Source organism: Edaphocola flava, assembly GCF_004118155.1.
GTDB classification, from domain to species: Bacteria; Bacteroidota; Bacteroidia; order Chitinophagales; family Chitinophagaceae; genus Edaphocola; species Edaphocola flava.
In genome coordinates this window covers 251,807-272,814 of sequence record NZ_SAIQ01000005.1, presented here as the reverse complement: position 1 = coordinate 272,814, position 21,008 = coordinate 251,807, and the positions used below count along the sequence as shown (strand labels likewise).

At 42.3% G+C, this 21,008-nt stretch carries 19 protein-coding genes, 1 other RNA gene, 2 pseudogenes and 1 riboswitch; of the genes and pseudogenes, 16 read left to right on the top strand and 6 right to left on the bottom strand.

What is annotated here, in order from left to right; translation table 11 throughout:
- The first annotated feature begins 65 nt into the window (after positions 1 to 65).
- The 9 genes from EMP01_RS14920 (at position 66) to EMP01_RS14880 (ending at position 10,682) form a co-directional block, all read left to right on the top strand.
- Positions 66 to 2,030, top strand: a complete 1,965-nt coding sequence (locus tag EMP01_RS14920) for a tetratricopeptide repeat-containing sensor histidine kinase (protein ID WP_129022358.1) — start codon at positions 66 to 68, stop codon at positions 2,028 to 2,030.
- A 56-nt stretch (positions 2,031 to 2,086) separates the two neighbouring features.
- A complete protein-coding gene (locus EMP01_RS14915) occupies positions 2,087 to 2,716 on the top strand; it encodes a response regulator transcription factor (RefSeq protein WP_161971347.1) in 630 nt (209 codons plus the stop codon).
- Between the two features lie 119 nt (positions 2,717 to 2,835).
- The gene (gene pruA, locus EMP01_RS14910; protein WP_129022356.1) at positions 2,836 to 4,467 is read left to right on the top strand and encodes an L-glutamate gamma-semialdehyde dehydrogenase; all 1,632 of its coding nucleotides are present in this window, start codon (positions 2,836 to 2,838) and stop codon (positions 4,465 to 4,467) included.
- A gap of 66 nt (positions 4,468 to 4,533) precedes the next feature.
- Positions 4,534 to 4,627: riboswitch (TPP riboswitch) on the top strand.
- Positions 4,628 to 4,708: 81 nt separating this feature from the next.
- Positions 4,709 to 5,545, top strand: a complete 837-nt coding sequence (gene thiD / locus EMP01_RS14905) for a bifunctional hydroxymethylpyrimidine kinase/phosphomethylpyrimidine kinase (protein ID WP_129022355.1) — start codon at positions 4,709 to 4,711, stop codon at positions 5,543 to 5,545.
- 4 nt (positions 5,546 to 5,549) lie between these two features.
- Positions 5,550 to 6,200 (top strand): HAD family hydrolase, encoded by a 651-nt coding sequence (locus tag EMP01_RS14900; protein WP_129022354.1) that lies wholly within the window; start codon positions 5,550 to 5,552, stop codon positions 6,198 to 6,200.
- A 60-nt stretch (positions 6,201 to 6,260) separates the two neighbouring features.
- Positions 6,261 to 7,163, top strand: coding sequence for a helix-turn-helix transcriptional regulator (locus EMP01_RS14895; RefSeq protein WP_161971346.1), 903 nt, complete (start codon positions 6,261 to 6,263; stop codon positions 7,161 to 7,163).
- Between the two features lie 90 nt (positions 7,164 to 7,253).
- A complete protein-coding gene (gene rlmN / locus EMP01_RS14890) occupies positions 7,254 to 8,303 on the top strand; it encodes a 23S rRNA (adenine(2503)-C(2))-methyltransferase RlmN (protein WP_129022352.1) in 1,050 nt (349 codons plus the stop codon).
- Positions 8,304 to 8,358: 55 nt separating this feature from the next.
- Entirely contained in the window at positions 8,359 to 10,209 is a 1,851-nt protein-coding gene (locus EMP01_RS15740; protein WP_129022351.1) for a pseudouridine synthase, read from the top strand.
- Between the two features lie 77 nt (positions 10,210 to 10,286).
- Positions 10,287 to 10,682: a VOC family protein gene (locus EMP01_RS14880; protein WP_129022350.1), complete on the top strand. Its 396-nt coding sequence runs from the start codon at positions 10,287 to 10,289 to the stop codon at positions 10,680 to 10,682.
- 58 nt (positions 10,683 to 10,740) lie between these two features.
- Here the strand turns inward: EMP01_RS14880 and EMP01_RS14875 are convergent, their stop codons facing one another.
- The 3 genes from EMP01_RS14875 to EMP01_RS14865 are packed head-to-tail and all read right to left on the bottom strand — an operon-like array spanning position 10,741 to position 13,033.
- On the bottom strand, positions 10,741 to 11,814 hold the full coding sequence (locus EMP01_RS14875) for a hypothetical protein (RefSeq protein WP_129022349.1): 1,074 nt from the start codon (positions 11,812 to 11,814) through the stop codon (positions 10,741 to 10,743).
- Between the two features lie 9 nt (positions 11,815 to 11,823).
- Complete coding sequence (locus EMP01_RS14870) at positions 11,824 to 12,489, bottom strand: hypothetical protein (RefSeq protein ID WP_129022348.1); 666 nt, start codon at positions 12,487 to 12,489, stop codon at positions 11,824 to 11,826.
- On the bottom strand, positions 12,473 to 13,033 hold the full coding sequence (locus tag EMP01_RS14865) for an RNA polymerase sigma factor (protein WP_129022347.1): 561 nt from the start codon (positions 13,031 to 13,033) through the stop codon (positions 12,473 to 12,475). The genes EMP01_RS14870 and EMP01_RS14865 overlap by 17 nt, the downstream gene beginning before the upstream one ends.
- A 154-nt stretch (positions 13,034 to 13,187) precedes the next feature.
- On the opposite strand from EMP01_RS14865, the gene ssrA reads away from it, so the two are divergent.
- The 3 genes from ssrA (at position 13,188) to EMP01_RS14845 (ending at position 14,955) form a co-directional block, all read left to right on the top strand.
- Positions 13,188 to 13,562: a transfer-messenger RNA gene (ssrA, locus tag EMP01_RS14860) on the top strand.
- Positions 13,563 to 13,773: 211 nt separating this feature from the next.
- Entirely contained in the window at positions 13,774 to 13,944 is a 171-nt protein-coding gene (locus EMP01_RS14855; RefSeq protein WP_129022346.1) for an Arm DNA-binding domain-containing protein, read from the top strand.
- Positions 13,945 to 14,340: 396 nt separating this feature from the next.
- A complete protein-coding gene (locus EMP01_RS14845; protein ID WP_129022345.1) occupies positions 14,341 to 14,955 on the top strand; it encodes a site-specific integrase in 615 nt (204 codons plus the stop codon).
- 34 nt (positions 14,956 to 14,989) lie between these two features.
- On the opposite strand, the gene EMP01_RS14840 is transcribed toward EMP01_RS14845, so the two are convergent.
- A complete protein-coding gene (locus EMP01_RS14840) occupies positions 14,990 to 15,640 on the bottom strand; it encodes an Abi-alpha family protein (protein WP_129022344.1) in 651 nt (216 codons plus the stop codon).
- Between the two features lie 2 nt (positions 15,641 to 15,642).
- Entirely contained in the window at positions 15,643 to 16,290 is a 648-nt protein-coding gene (locus EMP01_RS14835; protein WP_129022343.1) for an Abi-alpha family protein, read from the bottom strand.
- 310 nt (positions 16,291 to 16,600) lie between these two features.
- On the opposite strand from EMP01_RS14835, the gene EMP01_RS15640 reads away from it, so the two are divergent.
- The 4 genes and pseudogenes from EMP01_RS15640 to EMP01_RS15800 all read left to right on the top strand — a co-directional run.
- Positions 16,601 to 18,463, top strand: coding sequence for a hypothetical protein (locus EMP01_RS15640; protein WP_129022342.1), 1,863 nt, complete (start codon positions 16,601 to 16,603; stop codon positions 18,461 to 18,463).
- A gap of 420 nt (positions 18,464 to 18,883) precedes the next feature.
- On the top strand, positions 18,884 to 19,609 hold the full coding sequence (locus tag EMP01_RS14825; RefSeq protein WP_129022341.1) for a hypothetical protein: 726 nt from the start codon (positions 18,884 to 18,886) through the stop codon (positions 19,607 to 19,609).
- 97 nt (positions 19,610 to 19,706) lie between these two features.
- Positions 19,707 to 19,817, top strand: a pseudogene (locus tag EMP01_RS15805) (DUF6876 family protein); the annotation flags it as partial.
- Position 19,818: 1 nt separating this feature from the next.
- Positions 19,819 to 19,977: pseudogene (locus EMP01_RS15800) on the top strand (DUF6876 family protein); the annotation flags it as partial.
- Between the two features lie 54 nt (positions 19,978 to 20,031).
- Here EMP01_RS15800 and EMP01_RS14820 read toward each other — a convergent pair.
- Positions 20,032 to 20,520 (bottom strand): hypothetical protein, encoded by a 489-nt coding sequence (locus EMP01_RS14820; protein ID WP_129022340.1) that lies wholly within the window; start codon positions 20,518 to 20,520, stop codon positions 20,032 to 20,034.
- Positions 20,521 to 21,008 lie beyond the last annotated feature (488 nt).

The window sequence follows — 21,008 nt, the reverse complement described above, 5'->3', positions numbered from 1 at the left end:
AACTTTTTCTACTTTTACACGTAGTATAGATAGTCCGGTATTTAGCTATACACTAAAATATTTCTATGATAGTTACCTATGATCTCGTGTCTCTCCCAAAGCTTAAGCCAGGTAAGCTCCTGAATACATGGTTATGCGGCATACTGATCGTACTGCTTTTCCTCCTTTCCTGCAGACGATCACCGAACCAGGACCAACCTCTCCCTGTTGCACCAGCCGATCTGAAATTGATAGACAGTCTCAAAACTGAGGCACAACATACAGGTCAAACCGACAGTGCACTCTCCTATTATGCTTTAATTAAACAGCTTGCCCGGCAAAAGAAATATGATGAAGTACTTTTTGATGCTTATTGCCTTTCTGCCATGGCCCTCATTAATAAGCAGGGTAATTTCGAAGGAGCAAAAGCTCAACTGGACAGTATCAGCAGACTGGGCATTTCTCTGAGTCCGCAAATGGAAGTGTCGCTGGACCTGCGGTACGGTGTAGTGTATAATGTATCAGATTCGGCCATCTTCTTTCTGAAAAAATCGCTGGATAATCCACAGTTGCTGGACCAGGAAGATAAGTTACTGGCCAAAGCTACATTGAGCACTTTATTTGCTTCCAGAAAAAACTACGATCTGGCCTATGAATATGCAATAGACTATCTCAAAGAGAATAAAACCAGGAAAGATCCTGCAAAAAAACTGAAGGGTGAGGTGATTACCCTCAACAATCTCTATATTATAGAACAAGGCCGCAAAGACACTGCGCAGGCTTTCCGTTACCTGCAGCAAGCCATACAGCTGGACAAAGACTCTGCTGACCACTCCATGTTCAGTAACGTATACCAGAACATGGGCAAATATTACCTGAACAAAGGCGATACAAAACAAGCCTGGCAATATTTCAGCATCTTCGAACAGATTATCCGGGAACACTATGAGGATGAGTATTTATTTTACCCCAGATTATATGAAGCAGAGGTCCTGTTTGCCGAACAAAAATATGATTCCTGCCTGCTGCTCTTACAACAGGCAGCAGCAATAATTGATCCCGAAGACCTGGGCGATCCGCCGATTCAAAAAGAATATTTTGAATGTCTTTACAGCGTATATCAGCAAAAAGGCAATACAACCAGTGCGTTAAAGGCCCTCGAGCGTAGAAATGTATACAGCGATGTATTATACCAGCAGGATACCGATAATAGGCTTACCTCTTACGAGCGGGAGCGAAAACAGGAGGCAGCAGATAGAGCCATTGCCATAAAAGAACAAAAAATAGAAAGGCAAACGCTAGTATCCCGTTTTCTGATTGCAGGCTGCATCCTGCTCCTGATCCTGATCCTTGTCAGCTACCTTTACTGGCGCAATAAAAAGGCCCTGGAAACGCAAAAACTAAAGGAGCTGGAGCAACGGTCTGCACTGGAACGTGCACGTCTGCTGATAGAAGTAGAAAGCAAAGAGCGCAAACGCATAGCCCGCGAACTGCATGATGAAATAGGCAGCACCCTGACCACTATCGGTCTTGCCGTACAGGTACTTAAACAGAACACAACCGGCCCAGCTCCTGCCCTGGATATCATTGAACGGAATAGCAGGAAACTAACCTTACAGGCAAAAGAGATTGTATGGAGCCTGAATGACAGTAACGATAACCTCGCTAGCCTGATTGCGCGCATACGCCACTACTGCGTACAATTCCTGTCAGATGTGAATTTCACTCATTCTGTTTCCATACCGGAAGATATACCGGATATGAATATAGAAGGGTTTAAACGCCGCTACATCTTCCAGACCATAAAAGAAATTGTGAATAATGCCGTAAAGCATAGCCAGGCAGATAAAATCAATGTTTCGGTACAGATAAATGATCAGCAGCTCATTATACAGGTTGCAGATAATGGAACGGGCATGCAACCAGAGGTATATCCAAACAATGGTAACGGGCTAGGTAATACCCGTAATAATATTACATCCATCGGAGGTACCATTTCGTGGATCGAACAGGCGGGCACTATAGTTTCTATAGAGGTTCCTTTGCCATAATGCTATATTTTCAGTTACTTTGTATGAGTACAGCCTGAATCCGTAAAATGAATCCTATGATCTCTGTTATTATTGTTGAAGACCAGGAGGACACCCGTTTTCTGCTGCAGACCATGCTCATGAATGAAAGCAGTATCAATTGCATTGGTACCGCAGTAAATGGGACAGAGAGTCTTAGCCTGATCCCCTCTCTTCAGCCGGATGTGGTTCTGATGGATATCGGATTGCCCGATATCAGCGGAGTGGAATGTGTACGCAGGCTTAAAAGCAGCTGTCCGAAAGTAGAGTTTATCATGTGTACGATAATGGACACCGCTGAAAGCGTATTCGAGTCCATCCTTGCCGGTGCCAGCTCTTATGTGCTCAAAAACAGCGCAGCTGCGGAAATTATTACCACCATACAGGAAGTTCATGCCGGTCGTAGTCCCATGGATGGGGACATTGCCCGTAAAATGATCAGTGTACTGCAACATAAGCCACAACGATCGGATTATGGCATCACGCCCAAAGAACACGAAGTACTGGAATCGCTTTCTAAGGGATTCACCTACCAGGAAATATCAGATAAGCTTTTCATTTCTGTCAAAACCCTGAAAGGCCACATCTATCGTATCTACCAGAAGCTACAGGTTAACAACCGTGTGGAGGCAATCAATAAATACCTTGGTAACCACCGTCAATCCTGAGGGTAACTATCAGGACTGGCAAAGCATCTATAAATATCCTTTATAGGCCTTTACTCCGGCCTGTAGGTTTGAAGCAAATTTTACTACCTTTGCTCCAAAATTGTTCAAAAATACCTTATATGAATAACGCATATTTTTCTTTCCCGATGCCTCAGAATGAGCCGGTACGCGATTATGCGCCCAACAGCGCAGATGCTAAAAACTTAAAAGCAGCTATTGCCGACCTGAAGGCCCAGGTAAGAGACATTCCGATGTATATCGGCGGAGAAGAAGTTCGTACAGATAACAAAGTAAGCATTCACCCACCGCATGAAACAGCACACCTGCTGGGTCACTTCAGTATGGGTGATGAAACGCATATCAACAAAGCGATTGAAGCGGCACTGAAAGCCCGTGACCAATGGGCTGCTACCAGCTGGGAGCACCGTGCATCTATCTTCCTGAAAGCAGCGGACCTGCTGGCCAATAAATATCGTTTTAAAATGAACGCAGCAACAATGCTGGGTCAAAGTAAAAACGCATACCAGGCCGAGATTGACAGTGCTTGTGAGCTGATCGATTTCTTACGCTTCAACGTACACTTCCTGAGCCAGATCTATGCACAACAGCCGATCTCTGCTCCGGGTGTGAACAACCGTATGGAATACCGTGCACTGGAAGGTTTCGTACTGGCCATTACGCCGTTCAACTTTACGGCAATCGGCGGTAACCTGCCTACTGCTCCGGCTATGTGTGGTAACGTTATCGTATGGAAACCGGCTAACACACAGGTATACTCTGCGAGCGTATTCATGGAGATCCTGAAAGAAGCAGGCTTACCTGATGGGGTGATCAACCTGGTATATGCAGGCGGACCAACTATCGGTGATATCTGTTTCAAACATAAAGATTTTGCAGGCGTACACTTTACCGGTTCTACAGGCGTATTCAATACCATGTGGAAAACAATCGGTGAAAATGCTCCTCATTACAAATCTTATCCAAGAATCGTAGGCGAGACTGGTGGTAAAGACTTCGTATACGCACACCCAAGTGCTGATGCTGATGCGGTAGCCGCTAACCTGCTGCGTGGTGCTTTTGAATACCAGGGACAAAAATGTTCTGCAGCATCAAGAGCATACTTACCTTCTAATATAGCTGAAGCCGTAAAAACCAAATTACTGGCCGAAATGAAAACCCTGAAAATGGGTCCTGTAGATGATTTCACCAATTTCGTAAACGCGGTAATTGATGAGAAATCATTTGACAAACTTGCTAACTATATTGATGGTGTAAAAAACAGCAGCGATGCTGAAATTATTGCCGGTGGTAGCTATGATAAGAGCAAAGGATACTTCATCGAACCAACTGTAATCGAAGCTAAAAAAGCGGATTACGTAACTATGTGTGAAGAGCTGTTCGGACCTGTACTGACCATCTACGTTTATGATGAGCAAGAATGGGACAGCATCCTGGATACCGTAGACCGTACTTCAGGTTATGCCCTGACCGGTTCTATCTTTGCTAAAGACAGACAAGTAATCGAATACCTGACCAAGCGCCTGGTTAATGCTGCAGGTAACTTCTACATCAACGATAAACCTACCGGTGCGGTAGTAGGCCAGCAGCCATTCGGTGGTGCCCGTGCATCCGGAACGAATGATAAAGCGGGTTCTGCACTGAACCTGTATCGCTGGTTAAGTGCCCGTACTATCAAGGAAACTTTTGTACCGGTTACGAACTATCGTTACCCTTTCCATCAGGAAGGTTAATCCGGTAAAGACCATAATTTAATTACAAAGGAGCAGCGGTTACGCTGCTCCTTTTTTGTACCTTTGCATACGCTTTAGGGGTATTCCATTTTGGAATTGAGAGAGTCCCTCAGTACCTGATCCGGTTGATACCGGCGTAGGAAAAAGCATCCCGGCACATACGACATATCTTGTCCGTGCCTTTGCTTTTCTTTGTGTAACAAGGCTGAGGAACAATACCCTGTCTTTACACAGATATTCCATGCAAGAAACGAAACATACATTTCCCATTGTACTGACCATTGCCGGATTTGACGGCAGCGGGGGCGCAGGCATACAGGCCGATATCAAAACTATATCTGCACTAGGCGCATATGCCACTACTGTACTGACGGCCCTGCCCGTACAGAATACGATGGGCGTACAACAGGTGCATCCGATTCCAACAGAAATCGTGGCGGCACAGCTGGAAGCCGTACTGGAAGACATAAGCCCACACGCCATCAAAATAGGTATGCTGCATACAGAAGCGCATATCGAAGCAATTTGTACGGTCCTGTCAAGTTATCCTGAGATCCCGGTCATACTGGACCCGGTTATGGTATCTACTTCGGGCAAAAGGCTGCTTGATAAATCAGCCATAGCAACGATGCAGTCTTTGCTGTTTCCGCATATTGCACTGCTTACCCCAAATATGGACGAAGCTGCAATACTGGCCGGAATTCCTGTACAATCTGTATCTGATATGGAACGTGCGGGAGCCATTATCCTGCAACATGGCTGTCCGGCGGTACTGGTCAAAGGCGGACATATGGAAGGTGAGGCCTTACATGCTGTCTACAGCAATGCAAAAGGCGAACAACAGATATTGACTCAACCTCGTGTAGACAGTAACAATACACATGGCACCGGCTGTACCCTTTCGGCAGCTATAGCAACTTTCCTGGCCAGGGGGTATACGATGACCAAAGCCATAGAGGCCGCACAGCAATATGTACACAAGGCAATACTGGCCTCAAAAGGTGTACACATCGGCAAAGGCAAAGGTAGCCTCAATCACTTTTTTGACCCGCAGGTCATGCACCCTATAAACAGATAAGCACATGCACATACTCCTGGAGGATATAGAATCGGTTATTTTTGATATGGACGGGGTTATCATAGACTCCATGCATTTCTGGCAACAGGCAGAGGAGGCCATTTTCGGCAGCTTAGGGATTACCCTCAGCCCCGAGCTGTGCGCCCGTACTGCAGCAATGACCACTACTGAAGTGACCCGCTTCTGGTATGAGCATACGCCCTGGACCGGCCCGACACTGGATGAGGTGGCGGCAGAAGTGATCCGGTATGTGGGCGAACTGATCCATACTAAAGGCGAGGCCATAGAAGGCATACAGCATACCGTTCAGCAATTGCATGCCCGCGGTTACCGGCTGGGACTGGCCACCAACGCCCCTACACAGCTGATTCCTATTGTGCTGAATAAACTGGAACTGGCTGCATACTTTAGCTATTGTGCATCCGGAGAGGATGAGGAGCAGGGCAAACCGCATCCGGCTATTTACCTGAAAGTAGCCAGGGAGCTGAGTACGGCACCACAAAAATGCCTTGTTTTTGAAGACTCCTTTTTCGGGGCTACTGCTCCAAAACGCGCCGGCATGAGGGTAATTGCCCTGCAACCTGAACCTGCAGACCCGCGCTTGCATGCCCTGGCCGACAGATGCATTCCACATTTTAAGGCACTGGAGTGGTAGAACATCTCCGCTTTTCTTATCTTTAATCCTATTATAACACCGATAAAAAAACATTCATCTGTGGCTAAACTCGACGTCTTTCACCGCTACCTCCATATCGTTAATTTCTTATTGAAAAAACCGGCATCGCTGGATGAGATTAATGATTACCTCTCCATCAAATCCGAGCAGGACGGTCTGAACTATATTGTATCGAACCGTACCTTTCTGAGAGACAAGGAGGCGATCTTCTCCCTGTTCAAGCTGGACATCCAGTACAACAACAAGGAGAATCAATATTACATCAGCGAGGATGATAGTCCGGAAGATGTGCATCAGCGGCTGCTGGAGGCATTCAGCACCTTCAATGCACTGCAGTTTACCCAGGATATACCCAACAAAGTACAGTTTGAAAAACGGCGACCTCAGGGTCTCGAGTTTTTCCGTACCATACTACAGGCCATTTCGCAGCAAAGAGAACTGGCATTTGATTATAAAAAATTTTATGAAGATAAACCCCAGCGCCGCAATGCCCAGCCATTGCTGCTGAAGGAGTACAAGCACCGCTGGTACCTGCTTGCACTGGATACCGTAGAACAGGATATCCGCACTTTCGGACTGGATCGTATGGACAACCTGCTGATCTCTACAAAAAAATACAAAAAGGATAAACAGCTACTGCCGGAAACCTACTTCCAGCACGCATTCGGTATCATGAAACCGAATAATGAGGCTTTGGAAGAAACGATCCTATCCTTCAATGCGGTATCGGGCAATTATGTAAAGACTATGCCCTTCCATCATTCTCAAAAGATACTGATCGATACAGAGGAGGAACTGCGCATCTCTCTGAAAGTGCACCTTACCCAGGATTTTATCCTCGAGCTCCTGTCTCATGGGGCATATGTAAAAATATTGCAGCCCGCAGCCCTGGTAGACAGGGTAAAACAGGCCTTACAGGACGCTTTGCGGCAATATAAATAACCTGTTTAATATTTTAACAGCTTAATAGAGGATAGATATGCGGTAAAACCAGGAAATGTCGTACATTTGCAAAAATTTAATTTATCACAGATGGAAAATCTGCGACACATACCCATAGAGGTGCTCGAAAAGACCCTCACGGAGTGGGGGGAGCCAAAATTCCGGATCAAGCAGATCAAAGAATGGATTTGGCAAAAAAATATCGGATCAATCGAGGAAATGAGCAACATTTCCAAAGAGCTCAGAAACAAACTGCATGAGCTTTTCTATATTCCTAAAGTCAGCGTCGATCATAGTCAATTCAGTGAAGATGGTACGGTAAAAAGCCGTTTCCGCCTGCACGACAACCGCTATGTAGAAGGGGTTCTGATCCCTACCGACACCAGAACTACTGCCTGCGTATCTTCACAGGTGGGTTGCAGCCTTAGCTGTAAGTTCTGCGCTACGGGATATATGAAGCGTATGCGTAACCTGGACTGGGATGAGATTGTGGATGAAGTAACGCTTCTGAACGAGCAATCTGAAAAACATTTCGGACGAAAGCTGAGCAATATTGTATTTATGGGTATGGGCGAACCTTTGCTCAACTATAAAAACATGATGCAGGCAGTGGAACGCATTACCGCACCGGAAGGTCTGGGCATGAGCCCGCGCCGTATTACAGTATCTACAGCCGGTGTAGCTAAAATGATTCGTCAGCTGGGAGATGATGGTGTCCGTTTCAAACTGGCCCTGAGTCTGCACGCTGCCAATGATCAAAAGCGTAACGAGATCATGCCGATCAATGAATCGAATGACCTTAAATCGCTGATCGAGGCCCTGAATTATTTTTACCAGAAGACCAAAAGCGAAATCACGCTGGAGTATATTCTCTTCTCAGAGTTTAACGACAGCCTAGAAGATGCTGCTGATCTGGTAAAAGTATTCCGTCAGATCCCTGCCGACCTGGTGAACATCATTGAATATAACCCGATCGAAATGGCTGATTTCAAAAAGCCAAATGAAGCAGTTACCGACCGCTTCATGGACTACCTGGCCAAGCACAGAGTTAATGCCCGCCTAAGAAGGAGCCGTGGCAAGGACATTGATGCCGCATGTGGTCAGCTGGCCAATATCGATCACGAACAACCAAATGCATAATTTTCAAAAAGGATTGCCTGTGCGATAAACGTACAGGCCTTTGTATATTTCTTATATGAATAAAAAATTTTCGAGTAAAAACACGGATAGCGCTTCTATTCAGGACGAATTTCAAAAGGAACGTGATGCGGCCCGCCAAAAGTTTTCTGAAAAGGACCGTAAGGACTTCTGGAAAAACTTTGACCAGGACAATACACATCCTAAACGCAATAGCGAAAAGAGTGCCCGTCGTTTTGAAGCCAATAATAAGGATGTAACCAATCGCCCTGCTAAAGCTTATGGCAAAAAAGCAGACGATGGTGGCTTCCGTGGTAAAGACGGGGAGAAAAAAGATTTCAAACCGGGAAGAAAAGACTTTAACTCCGGCGACAGAGGTGGTTTCAAGTCAAAAGACAGCAATTTTGGCCCTAAACGCGAATCTGGCAACAGAGACGCTGATCGCGGAGACAGAAAAGATTTCAAACCAAGAGACAGAGACTTCGGACCTAAACGTGAGTTTGGCAACAGAGACGCTGATCGTGGAGACAGAAAAGATTTCAAACCAAGAGACAGAGACTTCGGACCTAAACGTGAGTTTGGCAACAGAGACGCGGATCGCGGAGACAGAAAAGATTTCAAATCAAGAGATCGTGACTTTGGTCCTAAACGTGAGTATGGCAACAAAGACTCCGATCGCGGAGATAGAAAAGACTTCAAACCAAGAGACAGAGACTTTGGTCCTAAACGTGAGTTTGGTAACAGAGACTCCGATCGCGGAGATAGAAAAGATTTCAAACCAAGAGACAGAGACTTTGGCCCTAAACGTGAGTTTGGTAACAGAGACTCCGATCGCGGAGATAGAAAAGACTTCAAACCAAGAGACAGAGACTTTGGTCCTAAACGTGAGTTTGGCAACAGAGACGCGGATCGCGGAGATAGAAAAGACTTCAAACCAAGAGACAGAGACTTTGGTCCTAAACGCGAGTTTGGTAACAGAGACGCTGATCGCGGAGATAGAAAAGATTTCAAATCAAGAGATCGCGATTTCAAAGGAGAGAAAGGCGGTCCTAAAGATCGTCCGTTCAAAAGAGAGCATAAGCGCCCTGAAGATGCTTTCAAAGAGCATTTTGACTATGAGCACCCGCAGGCCAAGGCCTATGATACCAATGGCAATAAAGGGGTGACTACAGAGCAGCAAACGCCATCTGTAGCAACAGAAGCCATGCCGCTGAATAAGTATATTGCTCATTGTGGTGTATGCAGCCGCAGAGATGCTGTGGAACTGATTAAGGAAGGTAAGGTTACTGTAAACAGTAAAGTGGTGATGGAACCGGGTCTGAAGATCAATTCTGGCGACATCGTGCAGATGGAAGGTAAAGAACTGAAGGTACAGAAGAACCTGGTATATGTGCTGCTGAACAAACCAAAAGGATTTATTACGACAACTGATGATCCTAAAGGCCGTAAAACAGTAATGGATATATTCGGTGATAATATTGATGAGCGCGTATTCCCTGTAGGTCGCCTGGACCGCAATACAACTGGTCTGTTATTGCTGACCAATGATGGTGACGTTGCACAACAATTATCGCATCCTAAATATGAGAACCGCAAGATCTATCAGGTAACGCTGAACAAAAATGTTGCAGCGAATGATTTTGAAAAGATTCTTGGCGGACTGGAACTGGAAGACGGGGTAACTAAAGTAGATCAACTGGCTTACCTGGAGCAGAAAAATGAGATCGGTATAGAAATCCACAGTGGTAAAAACCGTATCGTACGCCGTATCTTCGAACACCTGGGTTATGAGGTGGAGAAGCTGGACCGTGTGATGTATGCCGGACTGACTAAGAAAAATCTGAAGCGTGGACAATGGCGCTTCCTGACCAAACAAGAGATCATCAACCTGAAGCATCTTAAACGCTAAGGTTCATCTTATACATTTTAAATGGAGACCGAATGGTCTCCATTTTGCTTTTGAAGGAGTATATTTGATCCAAAAAGATGATCCAGTTCAAGTATACTATTTTATATGTTCCAGATGTCACGAAGGCGATTACCTTTTATGAAGCGGCCTTCGGATTTGAACGCACATTCATCAGTCCGGACAATGATTACGGGGAGCTGCAAACAGGGCCTACTACCCTGTCTTTTGCTTCGGAAACCCTGGCCGGTAGCAATCTTCCAAACGGATTTGTGCATGCGGATGCAGCGCAAAAACCTTTTGCGATAGAGCTGGGTTTTGTGACGGATGATGTGTCTGCTATGATAGAGAAAGCCATTGCAGCAGGTGCCAGCCTGTATGCCGCCCCGGCAGTAAAGCCCTGGGGACAGACTGTTGCTTATGTAAGAGATATCAATGGATTTTTGATTGAACTGTGTACGCCTGTAGCGCATTAATAATTAAGGGTGCCGCAAATGGCACCCTGTTGTTTTCTCAAGGGGATAAAGAAAAATGCTAAAGGTTATATTTAAGGTATAATCCGATCATGCCTGCACGATTGGGATTGTCTTGCTTCAGGATAAAATTGCTATACAGGTCCAGGCCCAGGTTAAGCTTTGGTGCTACAGGAATATTTATATACATACGGAACATATTCGGTATCTGCAATGCACTTGGCGTTCCCCGCTTAGGATTAAACGTACCCTGGAAAAAACCTAAACCGATAGCATAGCGGTTACATAACCCCCGATCTGTGCTCATATCAGCAGATCCGAATTCTACATTGTAACTGAGGTATGTATTGGACTGTCCTATAGGATAGCGGAAGTTCGCGATCAAGCCCAGCTTTGCCATTACAAAAAAAGATCTGGGAGAATACCTGTTGAATAAAACGCCATAACCTGCATCCATAGCCAAGCCCAGGCGATCATTAAAATAAGTCAGACCGACTTCCGAATCCATAAAGGTGCGCCAGCTGCGGCTTTGGTTTTTAAGTTCATATTTCCTGCGCGGATCATTCAGATAATTAGTGAAGAATGGGGCGACCTGTGCTATACTGTCCTTCATTGGTGCAGCATCGAAAGCAGCTACATCATTCAGCACAAAGGTGTAGAGGATACTGCGTTTAAAGGTATCCGTATTTTCCGAAAGGGTGAGTGCCTTATTGTATTGTCCGTAATGCTTCAGGATAAATACCGTATCCTGTACTGTCTTTAGAGAATGATAACGATTATTAGTGTAGACCATTTCCTTATGTTCCGGCAGGATCTCTTCATAGCCTATCTTCGTATAAGACTCATCCTGCGGCAATTCCAGGTACACTTTCTTTTGTGCCAGGGCATCTTTAAAAGAAGGCTTCAGGTGCTCCAGCTGTGTCGCGGCTACTGCAGCCAGGTGCTGCATTTCTGCATCTCCCTGCCAGTCAGCAGCAAAGGCCATCTGCACCAGTACCTTACCCTTACCTGGTAAGTCTTTTTGCAGTGTTATTCTTCTCTGTACGGTATCCAGTTTAAAGCGTCCGGCTTGTTCCTGCGCAGACATAGTTGTGGCCAACAGGCTGCAACACAGCCCGGCTAAAAGGATTTTCATCTTCATGGTTTATTTGCTTAAAATTTGGTTTATAACGACCCTTGGCGGGAGGGATGATGCATATTCTTCCAGGTTACTTTTTACATATCGTGCTACCCGACCCGATTCACGGGATTTACGGGGCATCGGCACCGCAGGACTTTCTTTATCCAGATCACTCAGGTACATGACGGCCAGCTGTGGAGCCTCTGCCTGTTCTCTTTTAAAGGGTTGCTCCGTGAGTATATCCGGTGCTTTGTGCTCTGAAGAGAGGAGTCCATTCTTATGAACCGGAACCTGCTCTTTCGGCACAGCAGCAAGTGTTGCTTCAGGTCCGCGGGCTGTTCTCATTACTTTGCCCGGAAGTACCGTGGTTTCTTCTTTTGGGGTAATGTCCTTGTCTACAGCAATTGCCGCTTCCGGCGATGAAACAGGGACTACTGTTGCCACTGCATGGGTATGCGCTATAGTTGTTGTTTGCCGCTGATATCTGATCAGTAAACCAATGCCCAGACAGCAGATCAATGCTGCAGCCAGTTGCATGATTCGCGGCCTCCAGCTCCGCTTGATTACAGGTAGCTGCCCGGCCTCTATACGCTTCCAGATGGCCTCCTTATCCAGCATATCGCCTATGCCGGCATCCTGCTCCAGTTCCTGCAGGCGGCTGCCCAGCTTTTCCTCAAACATATCTTTCATACCTAGTGAGTATTTTTTGTAATTGCAATTTTGCTTTCATCAGCTGGGTTTTCGAAGTCGCTTCGGCAATCTGCAAGGCATCCGCAATCTCTGCATGGGTATAGCCTTCTATAACGTACATATTGAATACCGTACGATACCCGGCTGGTAACTGCTGTACGGCTTTAAGGATATCCTTTGCAGCCAGCTGATCCAATGCATCCAGGTCTATATCTGCCAGCTGCTCATGCCGCTCCTCCACTTCTTCAAATACCAGTCTTTGCTTACGCAGGAACATTAATGCCTGATTCACCGTGATCTTTTTCAGATAAGCCTTCAGGCTGCCCTCCCCATTATACCGGAAGGAATCTTTCACCGCATCAAAAAACCGGATAAAGCTATCGGCGACTACTTCTTCCGCATCAGAACGAGTATCGATATAGCGCAGGCATACCGCAACCACCATGGGATAATATGCAGCATACAGCCATTGCTGTGCTGCCGGTTTCCCGCTCCTGCTATCCTGGTATACTTTGTACTCGTCTTTCGCGTAGTGATGCTGCATGAATGATTTAATTCCTGAATGCCTTTACTATATAAATGCATATTAAGGGCAAAAGGTTGCCCGGGCTGCAAATTATTTTTTAATTTTTATTAGCAGAACAAATTGTACCTTTGTATCTAGTTCTTTGAGCCCGTAAGGCTTGATGCGCAAAATTGGGGTCGACTGGTTTTGACAGCACAGGACGGGGGAAGCGTAAGCATGCCGTGCGTTGTACCATTAGCACGTAAATATGAAGGTTCGAACTTTATATGGCAATACTCAGTATGCCATGGCTGCGTAATCAGTGATTATGTAGTCATTAGGGCCGCCCGAGCAGGTGTTTTCGCTACCAAGCTCCGCCGCCGACTCAACAAAAAACGCGAGATGCTGCAGTACCAGGCTGTGATTACTGCATAAGACTATCCAGCTAAGCTTATAATTGGTTTGTTCGTTTCCTGTTATTCGCCGACAATTAATAATCGGAATAAGCATGTAGAAAACTTCTTCAATCGGTGTTTGGACGCGGGTTCGAATCCCGCCGATTCCACAAAAGATAGGTGGCACGTTAATCGTGCTGCCTTTTTTTATGCCCCTAATCCTCACTTTTCCGCGTCCAAATACAGTCTTGATAACGTTTTCACCCTTCTTATCTCGTTTTTAAGGGTATTTGCGTTAAAGCCTCCGTAATAGCTATGTTTTTGAAAATCGTAACTAAATCGTAACTGAAAATTCAAAAATCGTAACTATTAAATTTTTCTAATATGAAAGGGCTTAAATGCCGCTTCTGGCTATATACAGCAAAAAAACAAAAAGGGCTTTCTCCGTTGCACTGCCGAATCCTTGCAAATGGTAAGAAATTTGAAACAAGCTTAGGAATAAAACTAAAAGAAGAAGAGTGGAACGAGAAGAAAAGAAGTAGTCAAATCAAATAACTCATTACATAAAAGCTACAATGCACGGCTTGAAAAGATAATCTCAGACTTTGACCAAGCTGTAACTACACTCCTTGAACGGGAAGAAGAAATTACCTCGCTCGCTCTAAAAAACCTGATCTTCCCCAAGTATGAAATAACTGCTCAATGCGAGCCTAAAGTCACCACACTAAAGCAACTTATTACTGATTACTTAGACACTGTAAAAGGCAATAAAGACAACGCCGTAGCTACATTCAAAAGGTATCAGACCATGTGCAGGCGGTTTGCAGAGTACATACATAGGGAATTAAATGTCCATGATGTTGAGCTTACCAGGATTTCACTTGCTAATTTAACAGGGTATGAAGCTGATCTTGGAAAAATGATTACGACAACAACACTGTAATACGCTATGTGAAAGGAGTTAAGATGCTGTTTAAGTATGCAGTAGATAATGAGTACTTAGGCTATACCCCATTTTTGAGACACAAATCAAAGAAATTTATCAAAAAGCCCATACTATTCTTAACAGAAGAAGAACTGGCTAGGCTAGAAGCTAAGGATTTCAATAGCCCTCGCTTAGATTTCGTAAAGGACTTCTTTTTATTACAATGCTATTCCGGTATGTCTTTTGCTGACTTATGTGCATTTACAAAGGATAGTGTAAAGTTGGTGGAAGATCGGCACTTTATTGTACGCTACAGGCAAAAGACCAAAGTTCCCTTTATTGTTCCCCTACTTTGCAAGGCAGAGCTGATATTTGAAAAATACAACTGGAAGCTACCTGTAAAGTGCAATCAAAAGATGAACTGCTATTTAAAGGAGATTGCCGATATATGTGGCTTTAGCCTTGAACTTACAACACACGTAGGCAGAAAGACCTTTGCAACGCTTAGTTTAAGTATGGGAGTACCTATTGAAACAGTAAGCAAGATGGTTGGACACACCAATATTAAACAAACCCTTGATGCCTATGCAGATGTACTCACAAGCAAAATGATACAGGATATGGCGATCCTAGAGGGGTAAGATAGTTTAAAGGAATTGGGCAGTGGGTGTTTGCTTACTGCCCATCTCTTGTACATGCTTTTACAAACTCTCTGCCAAAATTTGTCATTACATAACGTCTTGTTCCTAATATTTTATCAGGTGTAATGTCATATCTATCGCCCTTTTTTACTGCGTAACCTTCACTAAAAAGCATTTCTTCTTTTATTAGTCCAATCCTCTCTAAGTTAGAAGCGATTTCTGTTGTGACCTTTTGGGGAAAATCAACTTGATCGCTTAAACGAATCATTTCTTTTTCATATTTAAAAAGATATTCTAAAACTTTCACTTCTATAGATGAAAGGTCTTTTAAAATACTTGGGTACACAGTTGTATTTAGTGTTTTGTTCGGATCAAGGTAATTTGTTAGCAAATTTGCCCAAACTTCCTGCAATATTTCATCTTCTTCTAGTGCGGCTGCGTCCAGATAAGGAACAAGTACTTTCATGTTCAATTGTTTAGGATTGATCCCCGCCTTTTCACATTTGTCTTTAACCTTAGCTACATTCTTAGCTTGCAGAAATGCCCTATGCACTCTAATCCTATCAGTAAGCATCCCGCCGAGTTCTTGTAACGGCTCCTTCACAATGCTCTTCAAAAAGCCACTTACCATATCAATAGCCTTTTCTGCCGCTGTAGAAGATATATCTAGTTTATTATCTGCCATAATTAGTCCTCTTTACAAGCATTTACAAATTGTTTGCCGAAATTTGTTATTTCGTACCAACCACTGCCTTTGATTTCCTTTTGTATATCTAATAAATGAGTATCAAAACGCCGCTTATTGAATGAAGGGTCTAATAATTGCTCTTTAATAATCCCTAATCGTTCAAGATTTGAGCAAACATCAGCAGCAAATATATTGCTTGTCGTTGTTGCATCAGCTTTGGTAGAATACAGTTGTCCTTTTACCATGTCTTGCAAAATAGTTAATTCAATCGTTGACAACTCCTTTAACACACTGGGATAAACACCAATATGAAGATTCTTATTAGGGTCAACATAGTTAGCCATCAAATTAGCCCACGCTTCTTGAAGTGTCTCATCCTCTTCTAATGAAATGGATTCCAAATACGGGTACAATACCTTCATATTTATTTCTTTGGGGTCGATAACCTTCTTTGCACACTTTTCCTTCAACCTGTTTAAACTCTTAATCTGCAAAAATGCTCTCCTTTCCCTTAATTTATCACCAATCATCCCAGCAAGTTCTTCAGCAGGTGTTTTCATAAGCACTTTAAAAAAGTCTTTTGCAACATAAGCAGCACCGCCAATTAAGGCAGCGCCTGTATCTATATTTATTAATTCGTTAGCCATGAGGTTTACATTTTCACAAATCTAAGAAATTGACCAAAACAATGCTATGAATGCATTAACTCCTATCATATCTTTATCAAAATAATATAGCAATCGACTCATTTATTAAACTCCATAGGTAAGCAAAACGTCTCTCCTAATATTACAGGTAGCTAAATAAAAAAAGTAAACTACTTATGCATTACTTTTGTTTGTAGTGTTCATGAAATTATAAATGAAATAAATAATTTTATTTCATTTAACAAGGAAATAAATACCACGTCGCTATAACCCCTATATCTTTGCGCCAATTTTTAAATAATTTTTAACTATGAACAAGAAGATTTGGCTAATGGGGTTAAGCCTTTTGACGGTTGCTTTTTTGGCCATTAATGGCTGCAAGAAGCCCGCCGATCCCAAAACTGCACCTAAAAAGATGAATGGAGAGATTGATTTTAAGAAGTTCTCTTTTGATGAGATTCTGGAAAAATTACCTCAATCAGTTTTGTACAATTTAGGAGATCAGGCTGTATTTTATACAAATGAATCAGAAACACAAGAATACGGTGATGGCTCTAAAGTTCTGCGTTTCCCTATTTCTGAAGACAGACGCAGATATATTTACGCAGTAAAAAGTAGCAATCCTGATGTTGAAATGAAAGTTTACCTGCGTCACATTATTGCAAGCAGTGGTTCTTTTGAAACAAACAATTACAATGCGGTTGAAGACATTATTGATGTGGAGAGCTGGACGGTGTATCGTCAGGAGTTTGCTAACAATCGATTGTCCAAATACTATGATGAAGTTACTGCCCTCACACCGGGCTGGGAGCAATGTGCTGTTCAGAACGGAGACTTCATCATTAATGGTGATGGATTGATTGATGAAAACCCACATCCACCATCAACTTTAAGAAGAGGACCATATGATTGCCCTCCAAACCCAAACAGAGGAGGCGGATCTGGCTGGATCAGAAGAACATTGGAACGAGTTGGAGACTTTTTCAGGAACCTAACAGCAGGTGATGGTATGGCAAATGATGATGCTTTTTACCCTCCATACACTGGTGGCGGTGGCTACAATATTCCTCCGGGCGAAGGTGGTTCAGGTGGCGGTGGCGGCACAGGTAATCCGAGAATGGCTGATCCATACTTTAATCAACCACATTCAGCACCAGGGTTTGAACAAGAAGACTTAGGCATGCTTTGGGTAATAAATCCTAGTACATCGGCCAATGATCCTGTACTAGCAGGAAATTTCAGAGATGGCAATGGTTTTATTAATAACCGTAAAACGGCATTACAAGCATTTGTGTCTGAAAAACCATTTGGCATCATTTCTTGTGCTGATATTAATGCTATGGAGGATCAATTACCTGCCCTACAGAATATTGCTTCATACACTCCACCACAATCTGTATTGGATAAAGTTAACTGGGTCGCTAACAATAATGGCCCAAGCTATTCTCCGAGTAATACATTTATTCAGAGAGTTCAAGATGGTATTGGAGTTGTAAACATGGATTATTTCCCTGTACATATCCAACAATTGCCTAAAAATGCAAATGGTGTTACAATGACTCCTTTAGAGTTTTTAGAATATTTTAGAAAAAATTTGTCACATCCAACAATGCTATCAGGCGATGCATCTTTTACCCCATATATACATTCTATTCCCGGCACAGTAAATATTAATGAGACTTCAACCTTTAACAGTGCAGAAGAAAACTCGCTTGGAAGTATGATACGAATTAGAATGACAGATAATGGCACTGTCATTCTAACTGATTACCATGTAGATATATTTGAGCAAACATACTGGTTTACGTTTACAACAATGGCAACGCCATTAGATGGAACACATCCAGTTGCCGGAAACAGAAGATTTGGGATACAACAACAAACAGATGGAACATGGCAATTCTATACTGCTGGAGTTGACAGATGTTTTGACTGGTATGTTGCATTAGGCAATCAAAATCCATTTGACCATTATTTCGGATTTCATGATGCAGATGCAGTTTGGGGAGCAATACAGCAAAGTGTTATTAATTTTGTAAATTCAAATCAAGGACAAGCAAATTACTTTACTATCCCAAGCTATGCAGTAAGAGCTGAATGGCTAATGGTAAGAGATTATTTGGAAGGAAACATCAGTTTACAACAATTAAAGCTACTTTTAGGTTGTCCTTAAAATTAACTTAGTGCTAAATAAAAAAAACATCATAATTACAATTGTAATCATTTACCTAATATCCTGCTTTTGCCCAGCAATTTCCGGCAGAAGCGGGATAAGGGTATTAGTGTCGGGACCATATTTAATCGCAATGCCCAAAATGTGGCCATACTTTTTATGTTGGTGTTCAAATTTTTTCTTGTACAGTTCAGTTGTCAAGTTAGCCAAAAATAAAAAATTTGGCAAACAATCAGTAATAGGACTTTTACTCTCAGGACTAACTTTCCCTTTGTTTTATCTAAATGATTTCAAGTTCCTTTTTGATACGAGAAATCAGATTACTTTACAAATAGGTTATTACCTGTGGCTTTTAAGTTTCCTAATCCTTCCACTCAATATGTTCATCCTTACTTTAACAAAGAAACAACCATAAGAATTATGAAAAACCTAAGAAATCTCACCTCATATATCATAGTTCTTTTTCTATTGACCAATGCATCTTGTAAAGTAAAAAATATTATGATTTATGAACAGCCCTATTACTTTCTGACTACAGATGTAGAAATGTATATGGCTAATCAAAACCAGGACACCATTAATGTAACGAGTTGTAATATTAACTTTGACTGCAATAATGCAATGGCATCAGATATTTTAAAAAGCAAAATTGAGCTTATTAAAAAGAGTAATGAAACATATCTATTAAAAGTCGTTAACATAGACTTCAATAAAAACAATCATCAAGGGTATTGGATAGTTAAACGTATTGATAAAAATAAAGTAATACAATACAACCTTATTACACAACTCATAAATGACCTAGAATCTGCTGATAAAATCTATTCAAGCGCAATAGCAGATAAAGATGTATTTGGATACACATTTTACAGTAAAAATTATTTAAATGAATTGCAACATCTTCCAAATATTTCTACAATTGAACAGGTTCATAAGATTTTAGAGTTAACTCAGTCTGAAAAATTCAAAAAAATTGCAATATCACAAGCAAAGAGTGGAACAACTGATATTTATGGTGCAGGTTTTGCAGGTGAAGTACTAACCAGCTCTTGTATTGAATTAGGATTTAATCCTGTTGGAGCTGGCAGAAAGATAGATTCAATCGTTCGGTTTAATAAGGCATATTTTAATCAAAGCATTCGATAGTAATGTTAAGCTAAATCATCAAATAAGAAATATCAAACCAAGTAATAAAAAAAGAGCTACTGAGAACTATTAAAAAGTATTTGGCAGCTATTTTTGTACAGACGGAGTAAAAGCATTAGCTGAAAAGGGTGAGTGCTTTTGGTTTATTACAGAGGTGGTAATGCGTACTATCAACTGCATTACAAGAACCCGGACAAGGATTTTCTAGTGTTACCTTAAAGCATGTAGCTGATACTCAATTTAAAATAACAGTAAGTGACGGAAATGTAGAGATGGACAGCAATATGATTCCGTTCTCCGACTTCAAGTATGACGAAGCGGTAATATGGGTTGAGCAGAATGTAATGCTTTTACCCAGCGAGCATTAGTACCAAGACAATACTAAAATTAAGGTGCTACTATTATGTAGCACCTTTAAACTTTTATGAAATTTCTCGGCTATAGAGTAATAAATCCAACAAAGTGGGATCGACTTGGCATGTTAGTAATTCTGTGCTATCCCCAGCATGAGCAATTAACTCTATGGTGTCAACACTAGGCACATTCTTCTCATGTATGTATTGTAACTCAAAATCGGATATTATTTCACGCAATTCTTTGTAAGCCTTGCTATATACTCTGTATATCTTCTCTGCTAATTCCGTTGGCCAAGCATTAGTAATTAGTGAAACTGGATTAACCTTTGACCCATCTAACATTAGTAGCTTGCTCATTTTTACTCTGATAGGTTTTAATTCAACTTTTTTATTGTCAGCAAGCCTTGAGTAAACACTTGTAAAAGAGTTCACAAAATGAATATCAACAAGATTGAGGTCAAGGATACATCCGTTTGCTACGTTAATCTTATCTCCATCGTTGGTAAAGGCAAATTGTATGCCATTGTAATTAAATACATCTTTGTTTGTTTCCATATATTCTTTTTAATTGTAAATTAAACATCTCATTCGCATCCTAATTGTTGTCTCGATAGTCATGAAGTTTGATCAAGACTTCAATTCTATGGAAACAAAAAAACCAAAGCTAACTTTGGCATCGAAAATGTAATACAGTAAATCTGCTATATTGAAAGCCCACAGAAAGGCATAATTCGGGGTATGTTATGCAAAGGTCAATAAAATATCAATACGACGCTGTTATCCAATAGTTAATATATGAAATATATTTAACCTTTTTGGTTAAAAACAATATGAGGGCGGTACAGTTTAAGTATCGCCCTTTGCTATTGTGTTTTCATCTTCTCCATTTAAAGATTAAGAATGATTATTATGCCGCACCTATATATTGTACTACTGTATCAGTAGAATATTTGTACCGTGCATTGTTCTGCCATCGCCCAACACATTTTCCGATTTGCTGGCTCACATCTTTAGGGAGTAAAATAACCTCGCCATGTTTACTA